22 protein-coding genes and 1 pseudogene are annotated in these 22,842 nt (G+C 35.4%); 5 read left to right on the plus strand and 18 right to left on the minus strand.

Features of this window, described 5'->3' with window-relative positions:
• Positions 1-75 precede the first annotated feature (75 nt).
• From BK575_RS12755 to BK575_RS12790, 7 genes and pseudogenes are all read right to left on the minus strand, one after another.
• Positions 76-1,301, minus strand: a protein-coding gene (locus BK575_RS12755) for an IS3 family transposase (protein ID WP_139368029.1) whose coding sequence is annotated in 2 segments (ribosomal slippage) — positions 76-1,010 and positions 1,010-1,301 — 1,227 coding nt in all. Because the reading frame shifts where the segments join, the coding sequence is not laid out codon by codon here.
• A gap of 990 nt (positions 1,302-2,291) precedes the next feature.
• Positions 2,292-4,232 (minus strand): group II intron reverse transcriptase/maturase, encoded by a 1,941-nt coding sequence (ltrA, locus tag BK575_RS12760; RefSeq protein ID WP_078410707.1) that lies wholly within the window; start codon positions 4,230-4,232, stop codon positions 2,292-2,294.
• Between the two features lie 1,831 nt (positions 4,233-6,063).
• Positions 6,064-6,489, minus strand: a complete 426-nt coding sequence (locus BK575_RS12765) for a hypothetical protein (RefSeq protein ID WP_078410708.1) — start codon at positions 6,487-6,489, stop codon at positions 6,064-6,066.
• A gap of 145 nt (positions 6,490-6,634) precedes the next feature.
• Positions 6,635-7,015, minus strand: coding sequence for a hypothetical protein (locus BK575_RS12770; protein WP_078410709.1), 381 nt, complete (start codon positions 7,013-7,015; stop codon positions 6,635-6,637).
• Between the two features lie 133 nt (positions 7,016-7,148).
• Positions 7,149-7,574 carry a hypothetical protein gene (locus tag BK575_RS12775; protein ID WP_078410710.1) on the minus strand — a complete coding sequence of 142 codons (426 nt, stop codon included), beginning with the start codon at positions 7,572-7,574 and terminating at the stop codon, positions 7,149-7,151.
• Positions 7,575-7,727: 153 nt separating this feature from the next.
• The gene (locus BK575_RS12780) at positions 7,728-8,216 is read right to left on the minus strand and encodes a hypothetical protein (RefSeq protein WP_078410711.1); all 489 of its coding nucleotides are present in this window, start codon (positions 8,214-8,216) and stop codon (positions 7,728-7,730) included.
• 352 nt (positions 8,217-8,568) lie between these two features.
• Positions 8,569-8,904: pseudogene (locus BK575_RS12790) on the minus strand (YvbH-like oligomerization domain-containing protein); the annotation flags it as partial.
• A gap of 370 nt (positions 8,905-9,274) precedes the next feature.
• Between BK575_RS12790 and BK575_RS12795 the strand changes: the two are divergent.
• From BK575_RS12795 to BK575_RS12815, 5 genes are read left to right on the plus strand one after another with little or no spacing between them, the layout of a single operon-like run.
• The gene (locus BK575_RS12795; protein WP_169907770.1) at positions 9,275-9,850 is read left to right on the plus strand and encodes a helix-turn-helix domain-containing protein; all 576 of its coding nucleotides are present in this window, start codon (positions 9,275-9,277) and stop codon (positions 9,848-9,850) included.
• Between the two features lie 20 nt (positions 9,851-9,870).
• Positions 9,871-11,073, plus strand: a complete 1,203-nt coding sequence (locus BK575_RS12800) for a tyrosine-type recombinase/integrase (RefSeq protein WP_235867380.1) — start codon at positions 9,871-9,873, stop codon at positions 11,071-11,073.
• Positions 11,073-13,331: a tyrosine-type recombinase/integrase gene (locus BK575_RS12805; RefSeq protein ID WP_078410715.1), complete on the plus strand. Its 2,259-nt coding sequence runs from the start codon at positions 11,073-11,075 to the stop codon at positions 13,329-13,331. Before BK575_RS12800 ends, BK575_RS12805 begins: the two co-directional genes overlap by 1 nt.
• Positions 13,297-15,090: a hypothetical protein gene (locus BK575_RS12810; protein ID WP_078410716.1), complete on the plus strand. Its 1,794-nt coding sequence runs from the start codon at positions 13,297-13,299 to the stop codon at positions 15,088-15,090. Before BK575_RS12805 ends, BK575_RS12810 begins: the two co-directional genes overlap by 35 nt.
• Positions 15,087-15,566, plus strand: coding sequence for a hypothetical protein (locus tag BK575_RS12815; protein WP_078410717.1), 480 nt, complete (start codon positions 15,087-15,089; stop codon positions 15,564-15,566). Before BK575_RS12810 ends, BK575_RS12815 begins: the two co-directional genes overlap by 4 nt.
• A 370-nt stretch (positions 15,567-15,936) precedes the next feature.
• Here BK575_RS12815 and BK575_RS12825 read toward each other — a convergent pair whose 3' ends face one another.
• From BK575_RS12825 to BK575_RS12875, 11 genes are all read right to left on the minus strand, one after another.
• Entirely contained in the window at positions 15,937-16,464 is a 528-nt protein-coding gene (locus BK575_RS12825) for an SMI1/KNR4 family protein (RefSeq protein WP_078410719.1), read from the minus strand.
• Positions 16,451-17,107, minus strand: coding sequence for a hypothetical protein (locus BK575_RS12830; RefSeq protein ID WP_235867381.1), 657 nt, complete (start codon positions 17,105-17,107; stop codon positions 16,451-16,453). Before BK575_RS12830 ends, BK575_RS12825 begins: the two co-directional genes overlap by 14 nt.
• A 216-nt stretch (positions 17,108-17,323) precedes the next feature.
• Complete coding sequence (locus tag BK575_RS12835; protein WP_078410720.1) at positions 17,324-17,857, minus strand: hypothetical protein; 534 nt, start codon at positions 17,855-17,857, stop codon at positions 17,324-17,326.
• A 277-nt stretch (positions 17,858-18,134) separates the two neighbouring features.
• Complete coding sequence (locus tag BK575_RS12840; RefSeq protein WP_078410721.1) at positions 18,135-18,494, minus strand: hypothetical protein; 360 nt, start codon at positions 18,492-18,494, stop codon at positions 18,135-18,137.
• Positions 18,495-18,636: 142 nt separating this feature from the next.
• Entirely contained in the window at positions 18,637-18,924 is a 288-nt protein-coding gene (locus tag BK575_RS12845; RefSeq protein WP_078410722.1) for a hypothetical protein, read from the minus strand.
• Between the two features lie 154 nt (positions 18,925-19,078).
• Positions 19,079-19,492: an e9imm peptide gene (locus BK575_RS29070; protein WP_235867382.1), complete on the minus strand. Its 414-nt coding sequence runs from the start codon at positions 19,490-19,492 to the stop codon at positions 19,079-19,081.
• Positions 19,493-19,635: 143 nt separating this feature from the next.
• The gene (locus BK575_RS12855; protein ID WP_078410723.1) at positions 19,636-20,046 is read right to left on the minus strand and encodes a hypothetical protein; all 411 of its coding nucleotides are present in this window, start codon (positions 20,044-20,046) and stop codon (positions 19,636-19,638) included.
• Between the two features lie 172 nt (positions 20,047-20,218).
• The gene (locus tag BK575_RS12860; protein WP_078410724.1) at positions 20,219-20,659 is read right to left on the minus strand and encodes a replication initiation and membrane attachment family protein; all 441 of its coding nucleotides are present in this window, start codon (positions 20,657-20,659) and stop codon (positions 20,219-20,221) included.
• 164 nt (positions 20,660-20,823) lie between these two features.
• Positions 20,824-21,294, minus strand: a complete 471-nt coding sequence (locus tag BK575_RS12865; RefSeq protein WP_169907772.1) for a DUF4288 domain-containing protein — start codon at positions 21,292-21,294, stop codon at positions 20,824-20,826.
• A gap of 140 nt (positions 21,295-21,434) precedes the next feature.
• Complete coding sequence (locus BK575_RS12870; protein WP_078410726.1) at positions 21,435-22,106, minus strand: protein kinase family protein; 672 nt, start codon at positions 22,104-22,106, stop codon at positions 21,435-21,437.
• Positions 22,107-22,215: 109 nt separating this feature from the next.
• Complete coding sequence (locus BK575_RS12875; RefSeq protein ID WP_078410727.1) at positions 22,216-22,791, minus strand: hypothetical protein; 576 nt, start codon at positions 22,789-22,791, stop codon at positions 22,216-22,218.
• Between the last annotated feature and the right edge of the window lie 51 nt (positions 22,792-22,842).

The raw sequence follows: 22,842 nt of genomic DNA on the forward strand, positions 1-22,842 counted from the left end.
GACACATACTACTCTTAGCTCATTATTTCATAGAATTGCTCTTTATTTTAGGTGAGGCAAGAAAATCATCCTGCCTCACACTCTCACTTCTTTAATCGTTAGCTCTTCCGTTTGGTTTCGTTGATAAAATTCATTTGGTGCTAAATCTAAAATACTCGAATGGATTCTTCGATTATTGTAGAAATCCATGTATTCAGCCACCTCATGATACGCATCTGCGTAGGAATGAAAAGCGAACCGTCTCAAACATTCATACTCTAGTAATCGGTGAAACGACTCGATATGGGCATTCATATTTGGTGTTCTCGGCGGAATGCGTTCATGTTCGATGTGGAACGTTTCACAGGCTTTCTGAAATGCCAGAGAAATAAATTGTGGGCCATTATCCGTTCGGATGACTGGCTTTGTTTCTCTTTCAAATTGCTGGCGTTTAAACAAGGCACGCTGCACGAGTTGGCCAGCATCGTATCCGGTACAATGTAAACCAATATGATAGTCAATGATGGAACGGTCATATACATCAATGAGCGACAGAATAAAGAAGAAACGCTCTTCACCTTCGATGTAGCCGTATTTAATATCTGCTTCCCACAGCTGATTCGATTCAGTGATGATCCGGTTCCTTGCTAATTTTCTTGGATAGTGGAACTTCACTTCTCGCTGTGGCTGTAGGATATCGAGCTCCTTACATAACCGGTACACTTTCTTTTTGTTAATCTGTAGCGCATACTCGCTTCGAAGGCGGAGGCACAACTTTCGATAGCCATAGACACCGGCTTCGCCTGAGATGAGTTCCATCAGCCATTCCTGTATTTGTTCATCCGGTATCTTCTTGCCGTTCTTAGTGAGTGAATAGCCGGGAATCGGCCGGCCCTCACTTACTGACTTCTCTTCTTTCTTATGTTGATAATAATACGTAGAAGGAGAAATCTCTAAAATCTTCAGGACTTTGCGGACGGCATACCCTTTCGCAATCCACTCATTCGCTACTTCAAGCGTTTCAGTAAGTGAGGGTTCTTCTTTTTTAGTACGTCACGGAGAATGGCGATTTCTAAATCTTTTTCGCCTAACAGCTTTTTAAGCTGGTCATTCTCATCCTCCAACTGTTTGATCTCTAAGGGAGAAACGATTTCTTGGGCGGAATAATCTAGATTGCCTTGTTCCTGAAAAGCTTTTACCCATTTATTTACGAGATTGGGACTGAGTTCATGACGTCTCGCGACCAAAGCTTTATTGCCAGTTTCAATGGCTTCTTGTACCACCTGTTGTTTAAATTCAGCAGAATGTTTTCGTCTTTGCATCAAAAAATCCCCCTTATTTTGGCTACCTCAAGTATAAAACTACTCTTAGCAGGTGTCCAAATTCATTAGGGGGCTAAATAGCAAGCATTTGGATAGAGAACATTCTTTATTTCTTTATTTCTTTATTTCTTTATTACTTTGTAAAGATACAAACGTCAGATAACGGTATATTGTAAAATCCTTATTATACAGATAGGTAAGGGTTTGAAGTTATCGCTCCCTTTTCCCCCTGTTCACACCGTACATGAGACTTTCACCTCATACGGCGTTCCAACTAATCCAATTCAATTTAATCATCAACACTTTATGTGTCTCAACTCTTTCGTTTCAATAAGTCGGTGCCTCCCGTGGGAGGTAAACCTCTTTTAGTCTTACGAGAACCTTATTAACCGATAAAGACTTGCCTTACATGATTAACTGATTCTTCATTAGTCTAGTGGCTATCCCTCCATGTGGATTAGACATTTCATTGGTACTGTGCCACCACTTTCACTGATATGAAGAAAAGTTATACAATCGCTATTCTCACGACTATTTTCCTTTCCAACGCTTCACCGAGAGTAAGCTCTCCACGTTATCAGCTTACAACGTTGAGTTACATCTATTATGGAACAAACTTAGGTGCTTCCTATGAGCCTGTTAGCCTTGCATGTGCCTGTAACACAAGATAGATTTTCATATTCTTCATTCTTACTCATCCACAGCTAACCCTACATTTAGTAGTAAATACATTTCTATATCATGCGCGTCTAGACCCGTAATAACGATAGGTAACCTACTAAGTGTAAAACTCTTGCGAGTTCCATTCTCTTTTCAGTTTTCCCTCGTCCCACACCGTGCGTGAGACTTTCATCTCACACGGCGCTCCCTCGAAAATTATGTTTTCTTTATCATTCAATCATGATTTTTCCTCTGGACCTTATGATTTTCCTATTTTGTATTTAGAACAACGTTAGTTGTTCATATCTAACTTCATTGAAACTATCTAGATTATTTTCTTTTTTCATCGATACAATTGTTCCCCACTAGCACCCTTAATTTATCCAGATTTTTAATGGTTTTTTTATTCAGATTTAGTCTTTTCAGGAGAGCCTTTATTGTAGCTGTTTTTGTTGCGTGTATCAGCTTGTGAACGTCTGATTTGATTAACGTTAGGTTTTGGTAGCTGTCATCACGTGTTATATGCCACGGTATTTTATGATGACAGTGCATGTCTAATAGATCTAACTGCTCGCCAGTAACCGAACATTTTCCGTTCTGAGCCACATAAAGTGACAAGCGATTGTCGTTGTATTCTAACGTCGCTCTACCTGTTAATATAGGGTGCTCTCGCAACCATTTAAGTTCTGTTTCGGATACGTTTGTTAGATTCGTATGAATTAACTTTCGTCCTTCTTCAGCGTACTTATTAATGGCATTACGTTTCATCATTGGATTTTTATTTCTAACATCAGAGAGATGAAGTATTGGCCTTTTCATGAGGTATCGAATGTATTTGTTCCCTCGTTTAGTATATTTCGCTATCCCTTTGTCTTTGCCCCTATATTCCCCATATCTGGTAAAACCATTTGTATTCTTGTCGTTCGGCTTGCTTTTTGGAAATCGGTTGTACATTTGTTTCTGTAGGTCGTAACCTGCTCTTTTCAAGTCTAGGTTCACATGCGTAGCGATTTCATAATAATTGTGTATCCCAATTATCATGCTGTTATACTTTGCGATTTCCTTAATGCAGTTTGAGGTGTTGGGGGTTTTTTGTATCTTTTTAATTTGCTCAGCTAGTTTCCCTTTCGCTGTTTTTATTGCTTTTTGGGACATGTGTGTTTCCGCCACGTACTTTGTTGCACCTGTTTTCGTTTTACCTTTTTTAGCTGCTTTAAGCGTGAACCCTAAGAATTCACTCTTTTGCTTCTTTAAGTTTGTCACCTTTGATTTCTCTTTTGAGATTGGCAACTTCAGGCGCTCTTCTAGCCACATTTGCACAGCTTTAAATATTTTCATTGCGTTGCTTCGTGTGGCTGTGAAGATTTTGAAATCATCTACGTAACGTACAATGTACATTGGCTTCAACTTTGTTTTCTTCAAGGCTCTGTTGTCTCTACCTGTTCTACCTTCTTTATTTTTATATTTGAAGCTATGTCGGGTTTTCGCTGTTTCCCATTGGTCACTTATCCACCAGTCAAACTCATTTAGGTTGACGTTAGCTAATAAGGGACTGAGTATCCCCCCTTGAGGGGTTCCTTTTGTCGGGTTGACGATTGTCCCATCTTCCAACTGTATAGGTGCCTTTAATATCTTTCGTAGTATAACAAGTAGCTGTTTGTCTTGTATCCCGAGCGTCCATAATTGACGCATCAGTTTCACATGATTTACCTCATCGAAGAAGCCTTTAATGTCTACATCAACCACGTACATTAGATTTGTTTGGTTTATCTTGAAGTTTGCATCTGCGATAGCGTGTTCTGCACTTCTGTTTGGTCTAGAACCGTAGCTTCTAGTGTTAAATTTAGCTTCACAGATTGGTTCCAAGACTTGCAATATACATTGTTGGATGAGTCTATCCCAAAGCGATGGTATTCCGAGCGGTCTCGTTTTTCCATTTGATTTTGGAATTTCCTTTCTGCGAACTTTGCTAGGTTGGTAGTTATTAAATCGATTTTCTATTTTCTTTAAAAATTGGTCTTGGGACATCCGTTCAATCGTCTCAATAGTTATTCTATCCACCGAAGGTGTATAACTCCCTTTGTTTCGCTTAATATTTCTGTAAGCAAGAAGGATGTTATCCTTTGACGTTATAGTCCTCATGAGATGTTTGAACTTTTTCCCTTCATTAGACTTTTTGTACAATTCATCAAACACTACCTGCATACCATAGTATTCTGCATGTCTGTTTTTATTGTCCTTGAGTATCCTGTCCTCAGATTTATCATTCATGGTCTATCACCTTCCTATATGAGAATTTAGGTGACCTTTTGAGTCTCACCAGAATCCATGCGAGGACTGAATGATAGATATTCCTTCCATAATTTTCGACTTGTGGCTGTTCCTCCTTCTCTCATTACAAAAGCTGTCATCAGTTGTGCCACTGCTTTCATCGGTCATTAAAAACAGTTCCCTCGTTTACACGTTTCCTGTTTAACTAGAGGTGCCCCTCGCTCTAACGAGCAACGTTGACCGCTTCCGACGTTCCTTTTCGATTATCATTGTTAAAACTTAGGTGTCTCCTTTTCCCCGTGTCTAGCTCCGCAGCCTGTAACTGCGTTAGGATTTACTCTCCGAACGAAAATTTCAACCCTTTAGGCCTAGTCACAGGGTTCTTGCTCTAGTCCGTCACATCACTTACATAAACTGTAAATAAACTTGTTGTTTCGGATCAAAATGTGTGTACCAAAAACGGTAACAATCTGTAAGTATGGGACTTTGTTTATGGGAATGAGTTTTGGACCTACAAAACGATCAAATAAGATAATTTTTCGACCTAGTATGCAAAAGTTCCATAAACGTACGTTTTTAGTAACAGATGTAGTCATTGAAATGAGCATATTCAGATAATGAATATCTATTTTATGTAAAACTTATGACGGACTACAGCAGCAACCCTGTGATTAAGCCCTTTAGACAAGCGATATTTTCACGCTCGATTCATTTCTAAACCGTACTTCTGTCGAGGGTTACCTTCAGGGATTCGTCAGTCGTTGGAACGACATTCTCACCATATTTAAACGGCAGAGAGTATTCACTACAATCCCATTGGGTTTATTACTCCCTTTGGCTTTCGGTTACCTTTACGGCACTTCGGTAGTTTCAACCTTCATTACCCAGCTATGGTTGCCCTAGCCGACTGCAATCGACTGGAGGTTAGGGTATCTTACTGGAGAAGCTTCAAGGCGTTACCCTATCTTTTCATTCTCTCATCGAAAAAGTTGTTCTCTTTGTAACTATTATTTGAGTTACTCAGAGCCGTTCTCTCCCCATAAAGTTATTAGCTTTACTTTTGAGAACAACGTCTCGCACCATTCAGAAGTTCGTCAGCAATACAGTATCTTATTGTATTTACATTGCATTCTCACCATATCTGTTCAACCCAAGCACCATGATTTACACCACCCCATCGGGTAGGCTTTCGTCAGCCAGACTGTTACGGTAAATTCTCATGCCTATTAGTCGAGCTTATAACACGCCTTTCCTTACTGATTAGCGTGCTATTCGACGCAGGGGAAGCCTTTCAGAGCGTTACCTCCTCATTCGACTCCTCGACATAACCCTTCAGTTTTAGAAATCTAAAACTGCCTGACCTTTACCGAAAATGTGTGACCACATTTCATTTGAGCCAGGAACATTTCGCACGAAGAATCGCACCCGTTAGCTAATAAAATCTCTCTCCACCAGAGGATTCTTTTGAACAACCATACAATAATTCATAGGTTGTCTCATATATATGATTTATGAATCTTCCTAAAGGACTGATAGGATGAAAAAATACCTGATATTTCTTATTTTGTTTGCTTTCTTTTTTCCATTAGCTCATAAAATTGCTTTAACTATCTTTATAGCCATATCTGCTGAAGACCCGTTCATTTTAGTGCCCTATTACCACGAACACGGATTATTAAGTATCAAAAATTTAATCATCTCAAGCGTAGCAGGGATAACTACCTTTTTCTTTACTAATGCTTTTTTTAGATGGGAAACAAAAAGCAGAAGGGATTAGCTTTATTAATGATCAATATGTCATCTTTAACAAATCTGCCCGTTTGTTCAACAACTATTTTTTTATTATCAATAGTGTCTTCTCATATATTTGGATGTCATTGATGTTAATATTATTAAGATTTATGGTCTGGTCTAATTCTACATTTCTATCTTCTTCCTCATCACCAGCCCAACAAATGTATAATTCACAATAATCGCCTTCTTTAAGATAACTATCTAAAAGTCTACATAGCGCAAGAAAGCTCTCTTGTGCTTCCATATTACTTCTTGGGTGCCGCATTTTATAATCATCGTTAAACTTTATCCCTATATGTCCATCAGTGAGGATTTCGTAAACTTGTGTAGTTGAAAGGTGTTTTTTCAATGTTTGTTTTATTTCATCATTTATAAGCCACTCACCAACTAAGACTTTATCATTACTATCATCATCACTAATAGGCAGAGTAAAGTTGCAACCAAGATAATTGACTATACTCATTTTCACATACACCTTTCTTTAACTCTTGATTTTTGGCTCTGTAGAATAGCAAAGTTAATATTTTACGAGGAGAAAAAGGACCAAAAACAGCCCTTTTGTTTGTTATCATCCCCAACTCACTCCCTCGTTAGCTGAAGATCATCGCTTATTTACCAATCAAAAACAGATTTTCTCCTTCATACAATTGATACTGTTCAAAAACTGTTGAATCAGCAAATAAGTCTAAATACAATTCTTTATTAAATTCAATTATCAAATCTTCCGTTGGATCAAAATGATAAACATTTGTAATTGGAGTCCTTAATAAATGCTTTTTTAAAATGGAAAGAAAATCGTTTCCTGGTTGTTCCGTAGAACCTACTAAAATACCGTTCCTATTTCTTAATCTCCAAGGGCATTCCACATTTAAGTTACCATTCTCAAATTTAATGTTTATTAACTCTACTCCAATTGGAATCACATCAGTAACCTTTTGACCCAAAAAAATTGAAAAATCAACATTGCTAAACTTAATTGAAATATCCATCCATTTTTTCACCTAATTTCACATAAACTTCACTGTATTATTGGTTCCATTATGGCTGATTTCCGTCTTTAGCTACTGACTGTCGCTGTACCCTTGTTTTATTAAACTCCAGGCACTGTTAACTAAATAAAACTTATACTTCTTCCTGATATACACTTAAACGAGTTGGCTTCCTTTTCATTGGTACTTTGAACTCTTCAATATTTTCAATTTCTATGAAAAAATCCTCTACATCACCATCGTTTTCAAAATACCACTGTGAAGTTTCCAGTTCTCTCAGATCATCTGTAGGTTCAAAGACAAATTCACAGTGTAGTTGCTCCATATGAGAATACTCTTCATCGTCATAGCTGGTAAATTGCCTAACAAAATCGAAATAAAACAGTTCTTCACCTGTAAAGTCAGATACTCCACATTGAAAGAGAAGGGCAATTTCCTCTTCGCCCTCTACGTGTTCTCTTCCAAACGATTTAAACGCTTCCCAGACCTTTGTTATATCACTGGAGTTTTCCCCAATTTTATTTTTAAGATAATTTTCTGCATCCCGTAATTTAATCATTATCTTAACTCCTTTTTTCTAAATAATCATTCTACTTGTTAATTCGATAAGAAAAGTATCGTTCCTTTTCTTATCTCACTAATCGGTCCCGTTTGTTAGACAAGAACAAAGGGATTGCCGCAACAATCCCTATTCTTAAATCTAAGTCATCTGTTAGTTCAATAAGATTTTTATCTTCTCTCTTAATTTTTCAACTTTCTCAGTCATTAGTACCGGGTATTCTATTGAGGCTTTTTCTTTTATATCCATTTTTTCAAACACTTTATAATTGTTCAATGTATTCCAAAAGCGCTCTGCTCCATCTAAAATTGCTTCAAAGAATTCCTTCTTAGGCAGGACAGCTTTAGCATAAACCTCAATAGGTTTCCATTCATCTGTGATAGAGAACTCGAATAAGTGGTTGTCTAATGATTTTATTCTCATAACAATTGGCTCGATACCGTACATAACATTAACCTTTTCCTGGTTTAAATAACTCTCAACCAGAGCCATATAACTCTGTTCCCATAAATCTAGACCACTTGGACCATCAATTCCAACCACAATTTCATTCTTGTACTTAATTGTAATAAGCATTTGAATATGCTTAGGCGTGAAATTACTGTGCTCAATATACTCTCTGAATTTCGAAGAATCATCCAAAGATATGTATTTTCCTTCAGGTTTTTTTTTATAATAAGGGTCAGTATAGTCATAACAATGTAACTCTAAGAACGTTCTTATTTCAAATATAAATAAACCTCTTTAAGAATTATCAACTGTATATTTTAATTTAGTAGCTTATTAAACTAAACTCCTCGTTTGTTTAATTAAGAAAAACAATCCTTCTTGTTGAAAAATCGCACTTGTTAGTTCAGTAACCTTTTTAGTCAATATTCTCAAAATCATAGTCATCAAGCTGAGTTTTATAATATTCATCACAGCCATTTTCAGAATGAAAGCCCTCGCTCCAACGAGAAGCAAGGGCCGTTCTTTTTCGTTTGTCGTTCAATTTCTAATTATTGATATACCGCTCAAATACATCTCCAAAATCTTTTACACTATATTTCTTTCGTGTCTCCATGAGCCAGGAGAACGCCGATTCATTCAACTTATTGAATTGCTCGGCGAAATTGCTCTCGCTGCTTGCCACCCGGCTTAATGTAGTGGAAGCTAAATCCAGGCTTTGCTTCGCATATGCTAAAGAAATCTCATTTTCATGCGAAATTTCCGCAATGGCCAGCAATGCTTTATATAAATCTTTTAACTCTTCAATATGTTTTTTATGTACATCAATCGAGTACGGGACAGATCCCATCGTGAATTTAATTTCCACGTCCAAATCTTTTGTTAATTATCTGTTTATCATTGTAACTATAGTAAACAGTTATTACAAATCACTAATAGTAAAAGGATTAAATAGTATACAGATATTCCATCTGTATACTTTACACACTTCCCAGTATTTGTTAATATAAAAATAACAAATTTACCAGTATATTACATTTTGTTAGTTTGGAAACAGACCCTTTATCACTGATAATTTAACAACAACAACAACACAAAAAAATGTTGTTGTTGTTGATCTACACCCAAATTAAATGTCACGAATAATAAAAAGGGAATTTGGATTTTCCTCAAAATATACAACTATTCTAAGGCTTCTCTATTCCCCTTTCGTTTCAATAAACTGTATTAATACCTTGAAAGGAAGAGTTCGAATGGATGAAAAAATGCTCACAGTTAATGAAGCAGCAAAGGTACTGGGAAAAAGTACAGAAACCGTCAAAAGATATATACGTGATGGCAAATTGGAGGCTTCCAAAAGAACTGACAGAGAAGGTTATCGCATTTCGCAAGCAGCCTTAAATAAATTAGCCACCCGCCTAGTGAAATCCAACAGAACAGTACCCTCCCCTTCCACGTTTAACAAACAAATTGCTGGGGAGTCAAATGAACCGGAAATAAAATATTATGTTACAGAATGTGTGATTTTAGCTTACCAAGCCGTTACACTCTCCCCTCCCACTGAAGAAATCATCGGTTTATTATCTTATGTGGGGATTAAGAGAGCTTTGGAGATTCTTCTCGTAATTCAGCAATCTCCAAATAAAGTAAAAAATCACGCTGCATTTATTAGAAAAGCAATTTCAGAAGGCTGGGCACCGGAAACTATTCCTATTCGAAACCAAAGAAAAGTAGTAAGAAACAAGATTGACCAACAAGATCAAAACAAATCAGCGGCTACTTATACAGGAGAATTGATTCTGTACAATTTTCTCGAAGAAAACAATTAAAAGTAAGGATTGGGATAAAAATGAGCAAGAAAAAGAACATAGAAAATTATGGTTTATTGGTGGAACAAGCAATAAAAAAAGCCCCTTCCCTAGAAGGTGGCGAAACACTTCAATATTACATCACAGAGGATGCCATTCCTATGTATGAAGTCAATAGATGGTTAGAGAAACAAAGTTTTAACAGTTACAAAACTGGAGAAGCATACGCCTACAAACTTGTAAAGTTCCTAAGATTTTTAAAGGGGAAATATCAAATGCATTATAGGGATGTGACAAAAAAACTCATTATAGAGGATTATGTAAAGTATTTGTTGTATGGCGATGAGGTTATGGTGAAAATGGATGGACAAAGCTCTCTTTCCGCGGTTAAGCAACATATTAGTGTGGTAAAAGGTTTTTATGAATGGTTAGAAGAAGAGCAAATAATCGAAGATAACCCTATTAAATATGGTTCTAAAACAAACAAAAAAACAGGGCGTAAACACTTAAAGAAGAAATTCCTTTATGGTCAAATATTCAATTTTGATGTGGATGTTAACAATGTTACCGGTAAGCTCAAATATCAAGAAAAACGAAATCATTTGAAATGGTATAAAGATAATGAAATCGAAAAGATAATTGAAGCTTTACCTACTAGAAGAGATAAATTGGTTTTCAAAATTTTGGTGGAAACCGGATCTAGAATTGGAGAGGTTCTTGGGCTTCATCTGGACCACTTTGACCATCATACCGGAACCTTACAAATTAGAAAAAATTCAAATATTGAAAACGAAGCAAGTGCCAAAACAGGTGAACGTGATACGTATATAAGCTCTCTGTTGACCGATGAGCTTTTGGATTATATAAGAGCAGATAGGTTCGAAGCGGATATTAATTTCTCTAATTTCCTTTTTTTAAACCACAAAGGTCCGACTAAAGGAAAAGCTTTAGAACAGAAAAACTATCTTAAAATCCTAAAAAAAGCGGCTGAAAAAGCTGATTTCGATCCTAAAGAAATTATTACTCACGCCGGCAGAAGTACTCACGCTCAATACTTATTAGATGAGTTATATGATGGGAAGGTAACTGAAGGCTACATCCTTCAGCAAATGGGGTGGGCAAACATTTCAACGATGAAGCCCTATATTCGTGCTCACAATGAAAAAGGCAGAGCAAAAGTGGCTAAACAAATTGTAGAAAAACGAATTAAATTACCACCCGTTAAAAAGGATGGCGAAGATTAATGCTATTTGAAATCAATATCTTAGAAAGTAATAAAAATAGTAGAAAAATAAGCATAAACGGTCATGAATTTTCAGTCCAATTTTCTACTACAATGATTGAACAAGAGTTACCGGGAATACTTGACGATATTGGGACTTACTTAGTCACCAAAAACATCTCAGGTCTTTTCTCTATTTTTAATAAATACAAACTACTTAACCTCTTCTTTTTCCGTTGTATGGAAATGCTTTATCAGAAGGAATTTGAAGAATATCTATTATATATTTGCGATTACTTTGTGGAAGAGTTAAATCAATCGGTGTTTAGCCATAAAGCACTTATTCAATTTTTAATGACCAACGACACGGAATCGGCTTTTAAGTACAAAGCAATCAGAAGAGAATATCTCACGGTTACAAGCACTCCGCAAATTGTTATTGAAAAGTACTTTAACAATAAGTTTGAGGAATTTATATCTGCTTGTAAAGTGAATGATTTACAACTTGTTCGTAAGGTCTCCCCCTGCCTTGGAGACCAAAGCTTAATAAACAGAATTTACGAAAATGAGGATTGCGTAAAAATCTTTGAATCCTTTGTAAAAAAAGTTGGAGAAAGTTTAATTGAAGATGGACAAGCCCTTTCTGCTACTGAAATCACAAGATATATTTTTTCGGGAGATACAACTAAGAAAGGAAATGGTAACAGATTTAATAAACTTCATCGTTTAGAAATTTTTCGTGGAGTAGCTTTAGAAGTATATACGGCAATCGCAAACAAGGATAACTCTTATAAATTTTCCGATGATGTTTGGATTCTTAGAGAAAAAAATGAGCAAGGCTTTCACACTTACACCTTTGATTTCTCTGATCTTCCTGAACCTAATAAAACATATTTAAAATCATACATTAATGAAATACTGCAGAAGACACCAGAGAGCATCGGGGTTGCTCAGAGCCGTCATCGCTCTATTAAACATGTCCTTTTGCATTTTGAAGAATTACCGTATAAAAATGTGAAATCCGTGTTGCAAATGAATTATCAACATATTTCTCATTTATTTACTTACTTCCAACAAATCCAGCAAGACGGAAAAAGAAAGTATGCCCTTCCTACTATTTATGGCTTTTTTACTTATATGAGACCATTTGTTGATTGGCTGCTAGAAGAAAAGCAACTAAATCGGGACAATCCATTTAAAAGATTAGTAATCAAGAATATAAAATCATTTAGCGAGAGTATCGAATATATACCTGAAACAGTAGTGGAACAATTGGAGAATGTCTTACATGAGCTGCCTCAAATGCTTCAAAACGCTTGGACAATTATGATGAACACCGGTATGCGCTTCTCTGATATCCCGCTGTTGGATGAGAATTGTATAAAATATGATAAAGAAATTCAATCATATATTCTTACCTATTTGAATGTTAAATCCGAGAAAAAGCGAATACAAGGCGGACAGTCGCGAGACCATAAAATTCCCGTTTCAGAGGCTGTTGTATTTGCTGTAGAAAGTCAAAAAGAATTAACGGCTGACTTAAGATTGTTAGCAGGAACTATGAAAATCTTTATTACTCACAACGGTTTAGCAGTGATTCCGTTGGAAGGTAGAAGCTTAGCAAGACCAATAAATAGGTTAATAAAAAAACATAATATTCGGGATGCCAATGGCGAAGTTTATCATTACACCAACCATCAATGCCGTAAAACCCTAATCGCTGAATTATTTTCCAGAGAATTGACTTTGAGACAAGTAGCTGATTTCATTGGTCAACACGAACAGACAACAGCAAGAAGTTATAGAGATGTACAAAAGAAAAAAATAGCTCAATTAGACAACGAAATGTTCGAGCAGCTATTCGAAGAGATCATTGATGAAGAAGTGAAAGACCAGTACACAGAAGAAGAAAAAAAAGCTCTTTATAAGGAAATTAAACTTGGTGCACGGGAGACCCCAGAAGGACACGGAACTTGTGTAAAACACGTGTCGTTCGGCCCCTGCCATAAAAAGAAGTGTGTGGGTTGTAAAATGCTCGTAACGGGACCGCAAAAACTGCCAAAATGGTATCGTCTCTATAAAGAGCAACAACGATATGTAGAAGATCTAGTTACAGAATTAAAACAAGCTGATGTGGAGAATTACGAGGAACACCGTTCATATCAACAAGAAATTCACTTGCTCAATGTATATAAAGAGACGATTGAGAAAGTAGAAAAATTTGCAAAGGAAAGGAAGATTCCTATTGAGCAATATAAGGAATCAGTCACAACTGATTAACGATATCCCTGATATCGAAACATTTAAGCAACAACTGAAATTAAAAGTACACCAGTACGGAGACTTCAAATTTGAGGATGACGAGTGGTACTATAATAAAATGCACAAAACATCCGAGTTGCCAAATGTTTATACAATATCATTTTCTGATATTGTCCCAGAGTACAAGAATGAAGTGAAATACTACGTTTTGATGAAAGAAGACAATGTTAAAACACTTAAACGTAAGGTGTCCCTTATCGGTGTCTTCCTTCATTTTTTTAAGGCTCAATTTCCTGATTTAAAGTTAGTGAATATTAATCGAAAAATTATAGACTATTATGAAAACTCCTTAAGAGAATCGGATAAATCAGAAAATGTGAAAAGCAGGTCTTATACGGCGTTGCAGGATTTCTTTTTAATGATGAGTGATTTTCCTGAATTTCCAACAATCGTTCCTATAAAGAGTAAGAGTCCTTTTCGTGTCACCTCTGAAAAAAATCCGGAAAAATATATCCCTACTGAAGTTGTTAAGCAGTTTGATAAGATAATGTTCGACGAAAACAATGGAATCCCCTCTGTTTTTAGGCTTACCTACTGGTTACAGCGTTCTTTTCCTAATAGAATTTCGGAAGTTACTTCTTTACCGATAGGTTGTCTTAAAAGCCTTTACGATATGTATGTAATCAATGTCCCAACTACAAAACAAAATGGCGGGTATTTGATTGAAGAAATAAAGACCATTCCGGTTTTGAACAGTGGTCACGGTAAATATATCGTTGATTTAATTAAAAAAGTCAAAAAGCAAACGAAAGAATTACTAAATGTGGTCCCGGTTGATAAAATAAATAAAAATTTCTTATTATTATCATCGACTTTTGAACTTCATATTAAAGAAGGAAGACTGCTCTCTTATAATCACTTTGAATCATATTCGAAGCTTTCGGAATTACGTGAAACTTTTCCAAAGGCAACGTATACGGAATTAGCCGAAAAGATGGCCCAAGCAGGATATTTTAGAGCAGGAAGCCAACAGAATATTTCAAGAAAATTAAGAGACGGCTTAACTGATAAACATAATAAACTGCTTCCATTCGACTCTGCAAGATTTAACAATATTATGAACCGAATAGCAGTACTATGCAACATTACTTATGAAGGAAATATCTATAAAATTACGAGTCATCAATTTAGACATAATGCCTCTACGGATAGATTATATGTTGGTGGCTACACTGTGGATCAATTGATGGTGTTGAGAAATGATAAGGGAACAACAATGCCAATGCAATATATCCATCAACAAAAAGAAATGCACAAGAAGATGTGGGTGGAGTCTACAGGTTTAACAAGTCCTAATGAAGCACCTGTGGAGTTTAAAGGTCGAATCATAAATCTTGATGACAAAAAAATAATGGATACACTTTCTAGAGACCCTAGAATGTATTTAACCTGGGAAACGAATAGTAAAAAAGGTGTTGGTTTGTGCAGTATGATTTCGGGCTGCAATCCAAAGGGTACTGCCATTCACTTTGAGTGTTACGAATGTGATTGGTTTGTTCCCAAGGCTGAATATTATGAAGACTACCAAAAAGAACTCGTATATTGGGAGAACTTGATGAAATCTACAGCTGGTCAACCTAAACGCGCTGCCACTTACGAAAATTCCATCCGAAATGTTAACTGTTTAGAACGTATAGTCAAAATTTGTGAGAACGGTATTGAAAAATACAAAAAAGAAATAGAGCAAAAATTGGAACAGGAGAGTTGGTCTAGTTGAGCAGATATAATGAAGGGATAAAAGAACATCAAAATAAGAGACGACAGGAAACGCTTGATAAGCTGCAAACTGCCCTTGACACTATAGAGTCTATAGAAGGAGCTACTGCAATTATAACAGCGCATAAGATTTTAAAGTATACAGATTTATCGCGCCCTACTCTTTACAAAGAACACGTATTGAAAATCTGGAACCCCGAATTATGGGAAGAACGATACGCAAAAAAAAGTAGAGCTGAAAAAAAACTAGAAGTAAAATATTCAAAAGAAATTAATGATCTGATGAAACAAATTGAAGACTTGAACAAACAATTGCTCAAAGCTCATAGAATGAATGAAAAGTTAAAAAATGACCTTGAAAAGGAAAAGAAACGAAGAGAAGTAAAGGAAATGGAATTAGAAGAGGCGATACTCAAACATAAAAGGTTGTTGGCAGAATGTCAAACATTACAGACATTATTAGACGCAAAGTCTTGAAAGCAACTGGAGGTTTTTTCTCTTGTTGCTTTCATTTTTTAACTCGTAATAATTTATGTAGTTCCTATTCAATTACTGTCATTCTTTAATTGATCAACGGGCTTTTTTCTTTTAGTTTTCTACGATGTATCTCTCCCATCCTTTGACTCGAATTTCGTCCTCCGTCGGATCTTGAATTTGTATATCTGTATCAAATATTGTTGTAGCCTTATTTGTATATTTAACTTCAGTAGGGTGTTCCCATCTAGACTCACATTCATCACAGCAAACAAAAAACTCATTTGTTTCTTTATCCTTGAAGATTTGTACCCAGCCTTGGCTGCAAATTGGGCACCAGGCTACTTTATTTTTATAATAATTCAATTTATAATCACTCTTTCTTCCTTCCATAGCTTGGTTTTAATTTTTTTGGATTTAATTTAGAACCACGAAATAATTTATTTAAAAAGGCATCGAAATTAGGAGCAATTTCAACGCTTTTCCATTCTCTATCTTTTGCCGAAGAATAATCCTTATAAAAATAAACTACTGACGGATCTTCAATTCTACCTCTATAATCTAAAACAATCCAGGTGTGGATATCAGTCCACAGAACGATTAAATTTTCAGGTAACCCTTCTTCTTCAGTCCACTCTTTTGATTTTAAAATACCTATTCCTCGTTCTGCTCCTTCAAAGTCTATGCCATTCAGATAGCTCATACAAATGCGTTCTTCATCTATAAAAAAATAAGGATAATTAGGAGCCACGCCATTTTGTTCTTTAAGTAACTTTAAATAGGATTGAGGAAGTTTAACTGCCAATTCCTTTTCAGCCTCTTGGATGGTTAAAGTGGTTAAAGAAGGGCTCGATTCTTCAGCATTTGTATCCCAAAAATTCATTCCGTTATAATAAAGCACTACATCTTCTCCATTTCTTTAGTGTTCCTACCCAAACATCTCCTTTATCAAGGCTATATTGTAGGAAACTCCCATCCTCATTTTCGATTCTTAGGGTTTCATAAGCTTTTCTCTTTATTTTCGATACTTCCTTTTCTGTTGCAAACCCTTCTTCTATCTGTTCTTTTAATTCATTATCATCATAATGCTCACTATCAATAAATAGTTGCCATTCAAATTTTTCTAATTTATCCCTCAAAGAATGAAATTTAGCGTATGGAAATTCCTTTATATTAGGTCTCACTTCAAAAGTCTTATTATAATAATCAAGACAATCTTTATATGCTACAACAATTTGAGATTCAATAAAATGAGGATCATACAACCAGATTTTTAAATAAAAATCTTCATCTTCTTCTCTCATCTTTTGATGCCAAGCCAAATATACATCAATCATCGCTTCAAGCAAAAGCCGATTATACCAAAGAGGAGGATTCCTATGAATAAGAGTGTAAAAGGGATGAATCCATAATTTCGCATAAGTTCTTTGATAATCTGATAGATAATCTATATCTAAATTGATTACCTCTTGCTTCCATCTTTCAACTTTCCTTTTATGTCTTTTCCACCCTCGTATTTTTTTCATTTTTGAATGGTAAACCAATTACCTTCCTCCTCTGATCAGTTATCTTCATTTTTCGAGTACAAATAGTATGTTATCACAACATCTTTTGTCTTGTTTAACTAATCGGGGCCATTTTTTTCAAGAAGTAAAAAGGGACTGCCGCAGCGGTCCTCATTTTTCAAATCAAGGTTCTGTTAGTGAGAGAAGGAATAAGTATTATTTCGAAAAAACTGTTCAAATTCTTAGGCCATTCATTTATTTTATAGAATCTGCAATTTCTACTAGAATTCTTGCGGGCACTTTGTCTGAAACACTCTTGTTGATACTTAAAATATACTGCCAATTGTCTTTTTCAAATGCCAATAGGTTGAATCCTCTAGTCTTATTGGTACTATAAATCGCTTTATTACCGTCTTTTAGTTTGAAAGTTTGGTCAATTTGCCCATCCCTGAACTCTATTCGATACATTGAAGGTACGACCCGAATTTCATAATGATTTTTTATATAATCTTTATTCATGTATGTAATTTCAAATGAATCATTTATTTCACCATCTAAATTAGTAAGTCTCCCAAGGCTGTGTGTAAAAGAGATTGGTGGTAATTGTACCGGTAACGCGATATCACGTTGAAAATGGTTATTGCTTTCTTCTAATGCCTCAAAGACTGATTTATAACCAACATCAACAAGGGACTTTTGGAATTCAGCACTAGTGTAATTAGCGGAAGCAGCTACGATAAAGGATAAGTTCAACATCATACTAACTAAAAATATTTTCAACAATTTCACTTCGTCACACCTTTTATCCTTTTTCTAAGTATCTTTCCCTAAAACTCACAATAATGCATATTCGGCCTTCTGCTAACCCTATCATTGATTGTTTTTATTTTTTATATCCACTTTAGAAATCCTTCTTTCACTAATCTTATCCTTTAGCTCAATAAAAAAAGGTTGCCGTAGCAACCCCTGTTCTTCAGCTCAAGCCACCCGTTAGCCATCCATGCCACAGAGTGGCACCACAGAAGATGGAAGATCTACTGTTCTCCCATGGTAGTTCAAGAAACAATTAATGATTATCGTAATATTCTTTTGGATTTGTTATTCCATTTTCAATGAAAAATTCAGCTTCGGATTTAATGATTTCAATGTAGTTACTCTTTTTAAAAGGTTTTGTTATTCTGATAATGCCTCTTAGATTTCCTTTTACTTTAGTTTTATTATTTTGAACATCAACAATAACTGATAAATATACCTTATCATTGTATTTTACTACCCCTGTGACTTGTTTTTTCTCTAAATCAATATTTGTATATTCAGGTTGAATTTTTAATGGGGCGAATATGGTCCATCCTCCTGAACTATGTTTTGATTTTAGTCCAACTTTAAATAAAAAATAGCTAACAAGTTCTTTTAATTTAGATAGCATTTTTTCCTCCGAATTCATTTTTATAAGGGACATTATAGCAAACCTTAGTTAAACTAACCTGCCCCGTTTGTTCAAGAAAAAAGAGGTTGCCGCAGCAACCCGGATCTTAAACTCTAGCCTCCTTTAGTTGAAGAAGAATTGCTTAAAATGCAATTTTTTTCTTCGGAGAAATGTTTGTTTGGTCTATTAATGCAGCAACCTTTTTTCCTTTTTTAAATCTAACGTGATTAAGCCAGTAAACAAGAGCCTCCGCATCGTAATCAACACCATATCCTGCCTCTTCGTGGTATACCCAATACTTATGGTCATTGTTTCTATCGAAAAGCCAATCGAAAAATTCCATTTGAAGTTGACGAATATTTCTTCCTACTTTGGCAGGACATTGAATATATTGTGAATCCACGCCTCCTAGAGAAATCTCTACAATCATTTTAATTACTCCTCTTTTTCACATATTTCTTTAATATTCCCTGTTACCTTTCTTGGGCTAACCCGTCCGTTAGTTCACTAAGAAAAGGAGGTGCCGAGCCACCTCGGTTCTTCAACTCTTGCCCCCCGTTTAACAAGACTCATTCTGGTAGAGATTAGAGAACAATCGGTTTATATGAAAGAGCTTTATCCACTATTTCTTCTGGAGTTAAGCCATCTTCCCAGAAAATATAATTAGTAATCTCAGGGTCTACAACAGCGTCTTCTAGTATTTGAATCCAAAGGTCAGCCTGGTGTTCACTAACCCCAGGGTTATTTATGATTTTCTTAACTAGCTCAATCAACTCGTCTCTCGATAAATCACCAGGTTTTATATTTTTATAGTTCATCGCCCTTTTTGCAATATACTCAGGACCTTTATCGCTAAAAAATAACTCTTCTACATTTGGATAAGGAACTTTTTCTTGAAACTTCCTCATCGCTCCCTCGTAAGGTTCACCTATATCACGCTTATAACAAACTTCTTCTGCCAGCTTTAGAATTTGTTTCTTTTTTGCTCTACGGCTCATCTTTATTCACCTTTTCGTATTAATAATTTACCTCTATTAATTATACTTGTTGTTGAGCTAGCCTGCCCCGTTTGTTGAACAAGAAAAGAGGCATTATTTATAATAGAAATGCCTCCGGTTAGTGAAATAAAATGCACCTCTTATTATTGCTCACCGGTACTGTCAGTTTCATAACAACTAATTTGTAACGGGATATTTAAACTGCCAATCTTTTTTAGTGCTTTAGGATCAAGCGTAAAATTACATTGTCCTACGTAAAAAACTCCAATAACTAAATCAATATCTTCTAGACCACATTTTTGAAAAGTGTCAATTTGCTGATTTAAAACATTCGCCACCCAATCCAAACCGAAATCCTCAGCCTGCGATTCCTCTTTTGGTGGATATAGTACACCATAGCCATAGGTTGAAACATTACCCCTATTGATTCCCAACTTAAATATATCGCCTACTTCAGTTTTCCTAACAAGTTCAATCCCAGTCATCTGTTCCAGTTTATTTGGTGAAAAATTTGAACCGGACAAGTGACACGCAACATCAATCTCTTTTATCATAGTTAGACTCCTTTGGAATAAAACTGTTGTAATATGAATTATTTTCTCTAATTCTATGCTAACATCCTTCTTTACCATTACTGCTCTGTTAGCACAAAAAAAGGCGGCATTCTTCTTAAAGAAATGCCCCCGTTAGCTTAACAAGGTAATCAAAATTCATTTGCACTGCCTGTTAACGGATTATGTATTTACCCTTCGTAGATTCCTTGTACCTCCTTTGTTCTTCTCTCACATATTCAACAGCCTTTTCAATCGTTACTATATCTTTCTCCAACCAATTCTTCCCCATTTCTAGAATCAAGGGGTGAACAAAACCCATACCATTAACAATCATCACATATTCCAACAGGACATTTATAACACCATCATTAAGTCCAATTCCCTGTAAATCCTTCACCAGTGTTACATCATCTTCAGATACAACATCGTTATGTTCTTTAAGTAAGTCAACTGGTGTTAAATTTTTATATCTATTGATAACCCATTCGTCTGGTGTCATTCCTGTTTTCGTTTTAAATTCTTCTTCAAGTTTTGCATTCCATTCACTTATTGTCATTCCGTGCCTAGCTTTAAATCTTTCTTCGAAGCTATCTTCCCACTCATCCTTTGCCATTCCTCCACCCCTAATGTTTTTCTATATATTACCATAAATATCATTATCTCTTCTTCATGTATCCTGCCCGTTTGTTCAATAAGAACAGGAGGTGCCGCCGCAACCCTCATTCTTCAACTCAAGCATACGTTAGTTGAACAATCCTGACCCAATCCAACAATACATTAATTTGAATTTGGTCTTAAATTAAAGTCCTTATTTCTTAGAATTAAGTTATAATCAACTTCTTCTTCCAGAGTCGTTTCTGGATAGTAATGTGAAATAACTTTCTCTTTAGATATATCTTTTGGAACTCGTAAATATCGTGAATATAGTTCAGTACTTGACTGAAGTTTTTCATCTAATAATTTAAAACAATCTAGCGACTCTACAAATTTCCATTCAACCATTTCATCATATGGATTTAAGTAATCAACTTCTGCCTCTTTTGCTTCCTTTTCAGCAGTTACATAAGCCTGATCAAAGGACGGTGCCTTAACAAGAATAATGCTTTCCTCATATGTCTTATGTGTATTGGAATAATTTTTATCAATTGTTTCTGGAGAAGGGGTTCCTGAGATGTTGCATTCGTGTAATAACTTTACTGCATACCATTCCCATTCCTTGGACATTTTTTTTCGAAGTCTTTTTTTCATATTTCCCCTCCTAACGAGAATCTTATTTGTCATATATCATCTATAATATATTAAACTTCTTATTCAACTATCCTGCCCCGTTAGTACAATAAAAAAGCCTTACTCCTTATTGAAGTAAAGCCTCTGTTAGTTCAACAAGGTTAGCCATTAAAACTACCTGTTTCAATAAAGATTCCTTCCTTATCAAGCCTTTTGTGATTGTAAGGAATATGGCTTAATTTCTGGTATTTTTCATTCCAAATTATATTTACGAAAGGAGATGGTTCTTTAAGAAAATAGTCAGGAGACACGCTCTCGTAACAATAACATTCGTTAGGGGATATTTCGCCGAACCCAAATAATTCAAGAACATCTTCTTCGATTGCAATTCCACCGATTTTAAACTCATAAACGGAATACAACTCTTTAAGGAAACTTGTAAACCGTGAAAATTCTTCTTTTTTTATACCGATTTGGTCCCATTCTGGTTCATCAAATTCATCTCCATAAAACCAAAAATCAACCAGTAGTGCATTTGAAGAAACCATTTCTATTTGTAATGTCGCCTTGCGTTTCCCTGATAAATAGACATATAATCTTAATCTTAATGTGTGTAAGTTAACCGATTGTGGGTCTTCTTCATCATAGGGATAACCCCTATCAAAAAAATCAATAATCTCATCAACGTTTTTGTCAACGATTTCAACTTTATTTGTGACCTTTGACAATTTATTTATAATATCCTGTATTGTTTTCGTTTTCGTTTCTTTAAGTTCCAACAAGAAACTAACTTCAAGGAAAGGACCGCCTTGCAACCATTGGAACCACTCCATCTATAATTCCTCCTAAAACTTTGAATAAATACATTATATATTCTATTTTCTTGTTGAACTAATGCTGCCCCTTTAGTTCAATAAGAAAATGCATATATCACTTAGTTTTTTATTTTTCATATTTAAAAGGTATTTCTTCTTCGTATGCCTTTGAATATTTTTCCACTAGTTTGGCTTGTTCCTCCTGATTAAAAATTTGTATATATCCATCAACAGGGATAACAGTATGCCAATTTTCACTTTCTAAATATCTTGTTGCAAATAAATATGTTTTTCCTTTCTCAAGTAACTTGTCGCCCTCAATAAGAATGATTTTATTCCATTCATAGCCGCCCTGTTGGTTCACTTTGACCGTTTCGTGTAAATCTCCTTTAATGTTATTCAAGACTTCTACTTTGAATTGTGTTTCTGGTCTTGCCCTTATTGATTTTGTCCCAACTTGCTCAGTAACTTTACCTATAAATACATTATCTGAAATTCCGACAAGTTCACGTATATTAGAAGTATCCGCAACAGGATTACCTTGTGAAACGGTCTTAATGCTTGGTTCACCTGGTATAATTTTATGCACATTACTTGGAGAAAGAAAAAGAAAGACTATTACTACAAACATAATTAACATAATAAAAAAAGACCATCTACGTTTTGGTTTATTTCGAATAAATTTCGATTTCAAAATATCCATTTATCTATACCCCTATGTTTTATTCTTTCTTATTAGACGTGTGCTCCTTTG

Origin of the sequence: Priestia abyssalis (assembly GCF_002019595.1) — a bacterium.
Classification (GTDB): Bacteria; Bacillota; Bacilli; order Bacillales; family Bacillaceae_H; genus Bacillus_BA; species Bacillus_BA abyssalis.

What these genes read in the sequence shown, in the direction of transcription:
- BK575_RS12870 (WP_078410726.1), bottom strand. Translation starts at nt 22,106, where the DNA reads ATGGAGTGGTTCCAATGGTTGCAAGGCGGTCCTTTCCTTGAAGTTAGT.
- BK575_RS29070 (WP_235867382.1), bottom strand. Translation starts at nt 19,492, where the DNA reads ATGAGCCGTAGAGCAAAAAAGAAACAAATTCTAAAGCTGGCAGAAGAA.
- BK575_RS12765 (WP_078410708.1), bottom strand. Translation starts at nt 6,489, where the DNA reads ATGAGTATAGTCAATTATCTTGGTTGCAACTTTACTCTGCCTATTAGT.
- BK575_RS12795 (WP_169907770.1), top strand. Translation starts at nt 9,275, where the DNA reads ATGGATGAAAAAATGCTCACAGTTAATGAAGCAGCAAAGGTACTGGGA.
- BK575_RS12840 (WP_078410721.1), bottom strand. Translation starts at nt 18,494, where the DNA reads ATGCTATCTAAATTAAAAGAACTTGTTAGCTATTTTTTATTTAAAGTT.
- BK575_RS12865 (WP_169907772.1), bottom strand. Translation starts at nt 21,294, where the DNA reads ATGAAAAAAAGACTTCGAAAAAAAATGTCCAAGGAATGGGAATGGTAT.
- BK575_RS12875 (WP_078410727.1), bottom strand. Translation starts at nt 22,791, where the DNA reads ATGGATATTTTGAAATCGAAATTTATTCGAAATAAACCAAAACGTAGA.
- BK575_RS12775 (WP_078410710.1), bottom strand. Translation starts at nt 7,574, where the DNA reads ATGATTAAATTACGGGATGCAGAAAATTATCTTAAAAATAAAATTGGG.
- BK575_RS12845 (WP_078410722.1), bottom strand. Translation starts at nt 18,924, where the DNA reads ATGATTGTAGAGATTTCTCTAGGAGGCGTGGATTCACAATATATTCAA.
- BK575_RS12855 (WP_078410723.1), bottom strand. Translation starts at nt 20,046, where the DNA reads ATGATAAAAGAGATTGATGTTGCGTGTCACTTGTCCGGTTCAAATTTT.
- BK575_RS12805 (WP_078410715.1), top strand. Translation starts at nt 11,073, where the DNA reads ATGCTATTTGAAATCAATATCTTAGAAAGTAATAAAAATAGTAGAAAA.
- BK575_RS12770 (WP_078410709.1), bottom strand. Translation starts at nt 7,015, where the DNA reads ATGGATATTTCAATTAAGTTTAGCAATGTTGATTTTTCAATTTTTTTG.
- BK575_RS12800 (WP_235867380.1), top strand. Translation starts at nt 9,871, where the DNA reads ATGAGCAAGAAAAAGAACATAGAAAATTATGGTTTATTGGTGGAACAA.
- BK575_RS12860 (WP_078410724.1), bottom strand. Translation starts at nt 20,659, where the DNA reads ATGGCAAAGGATGAGTGGGAAGATAGCTTCGAAGAAAGATTTAAAGCT.
- ltrA (WP_078410707.1), bottom strand. Translation starts at nt 4,232, where the DNA reads ATGAATGATAAATCTGAGGACAGGATACTCAAGGACAATAAAAACAGA.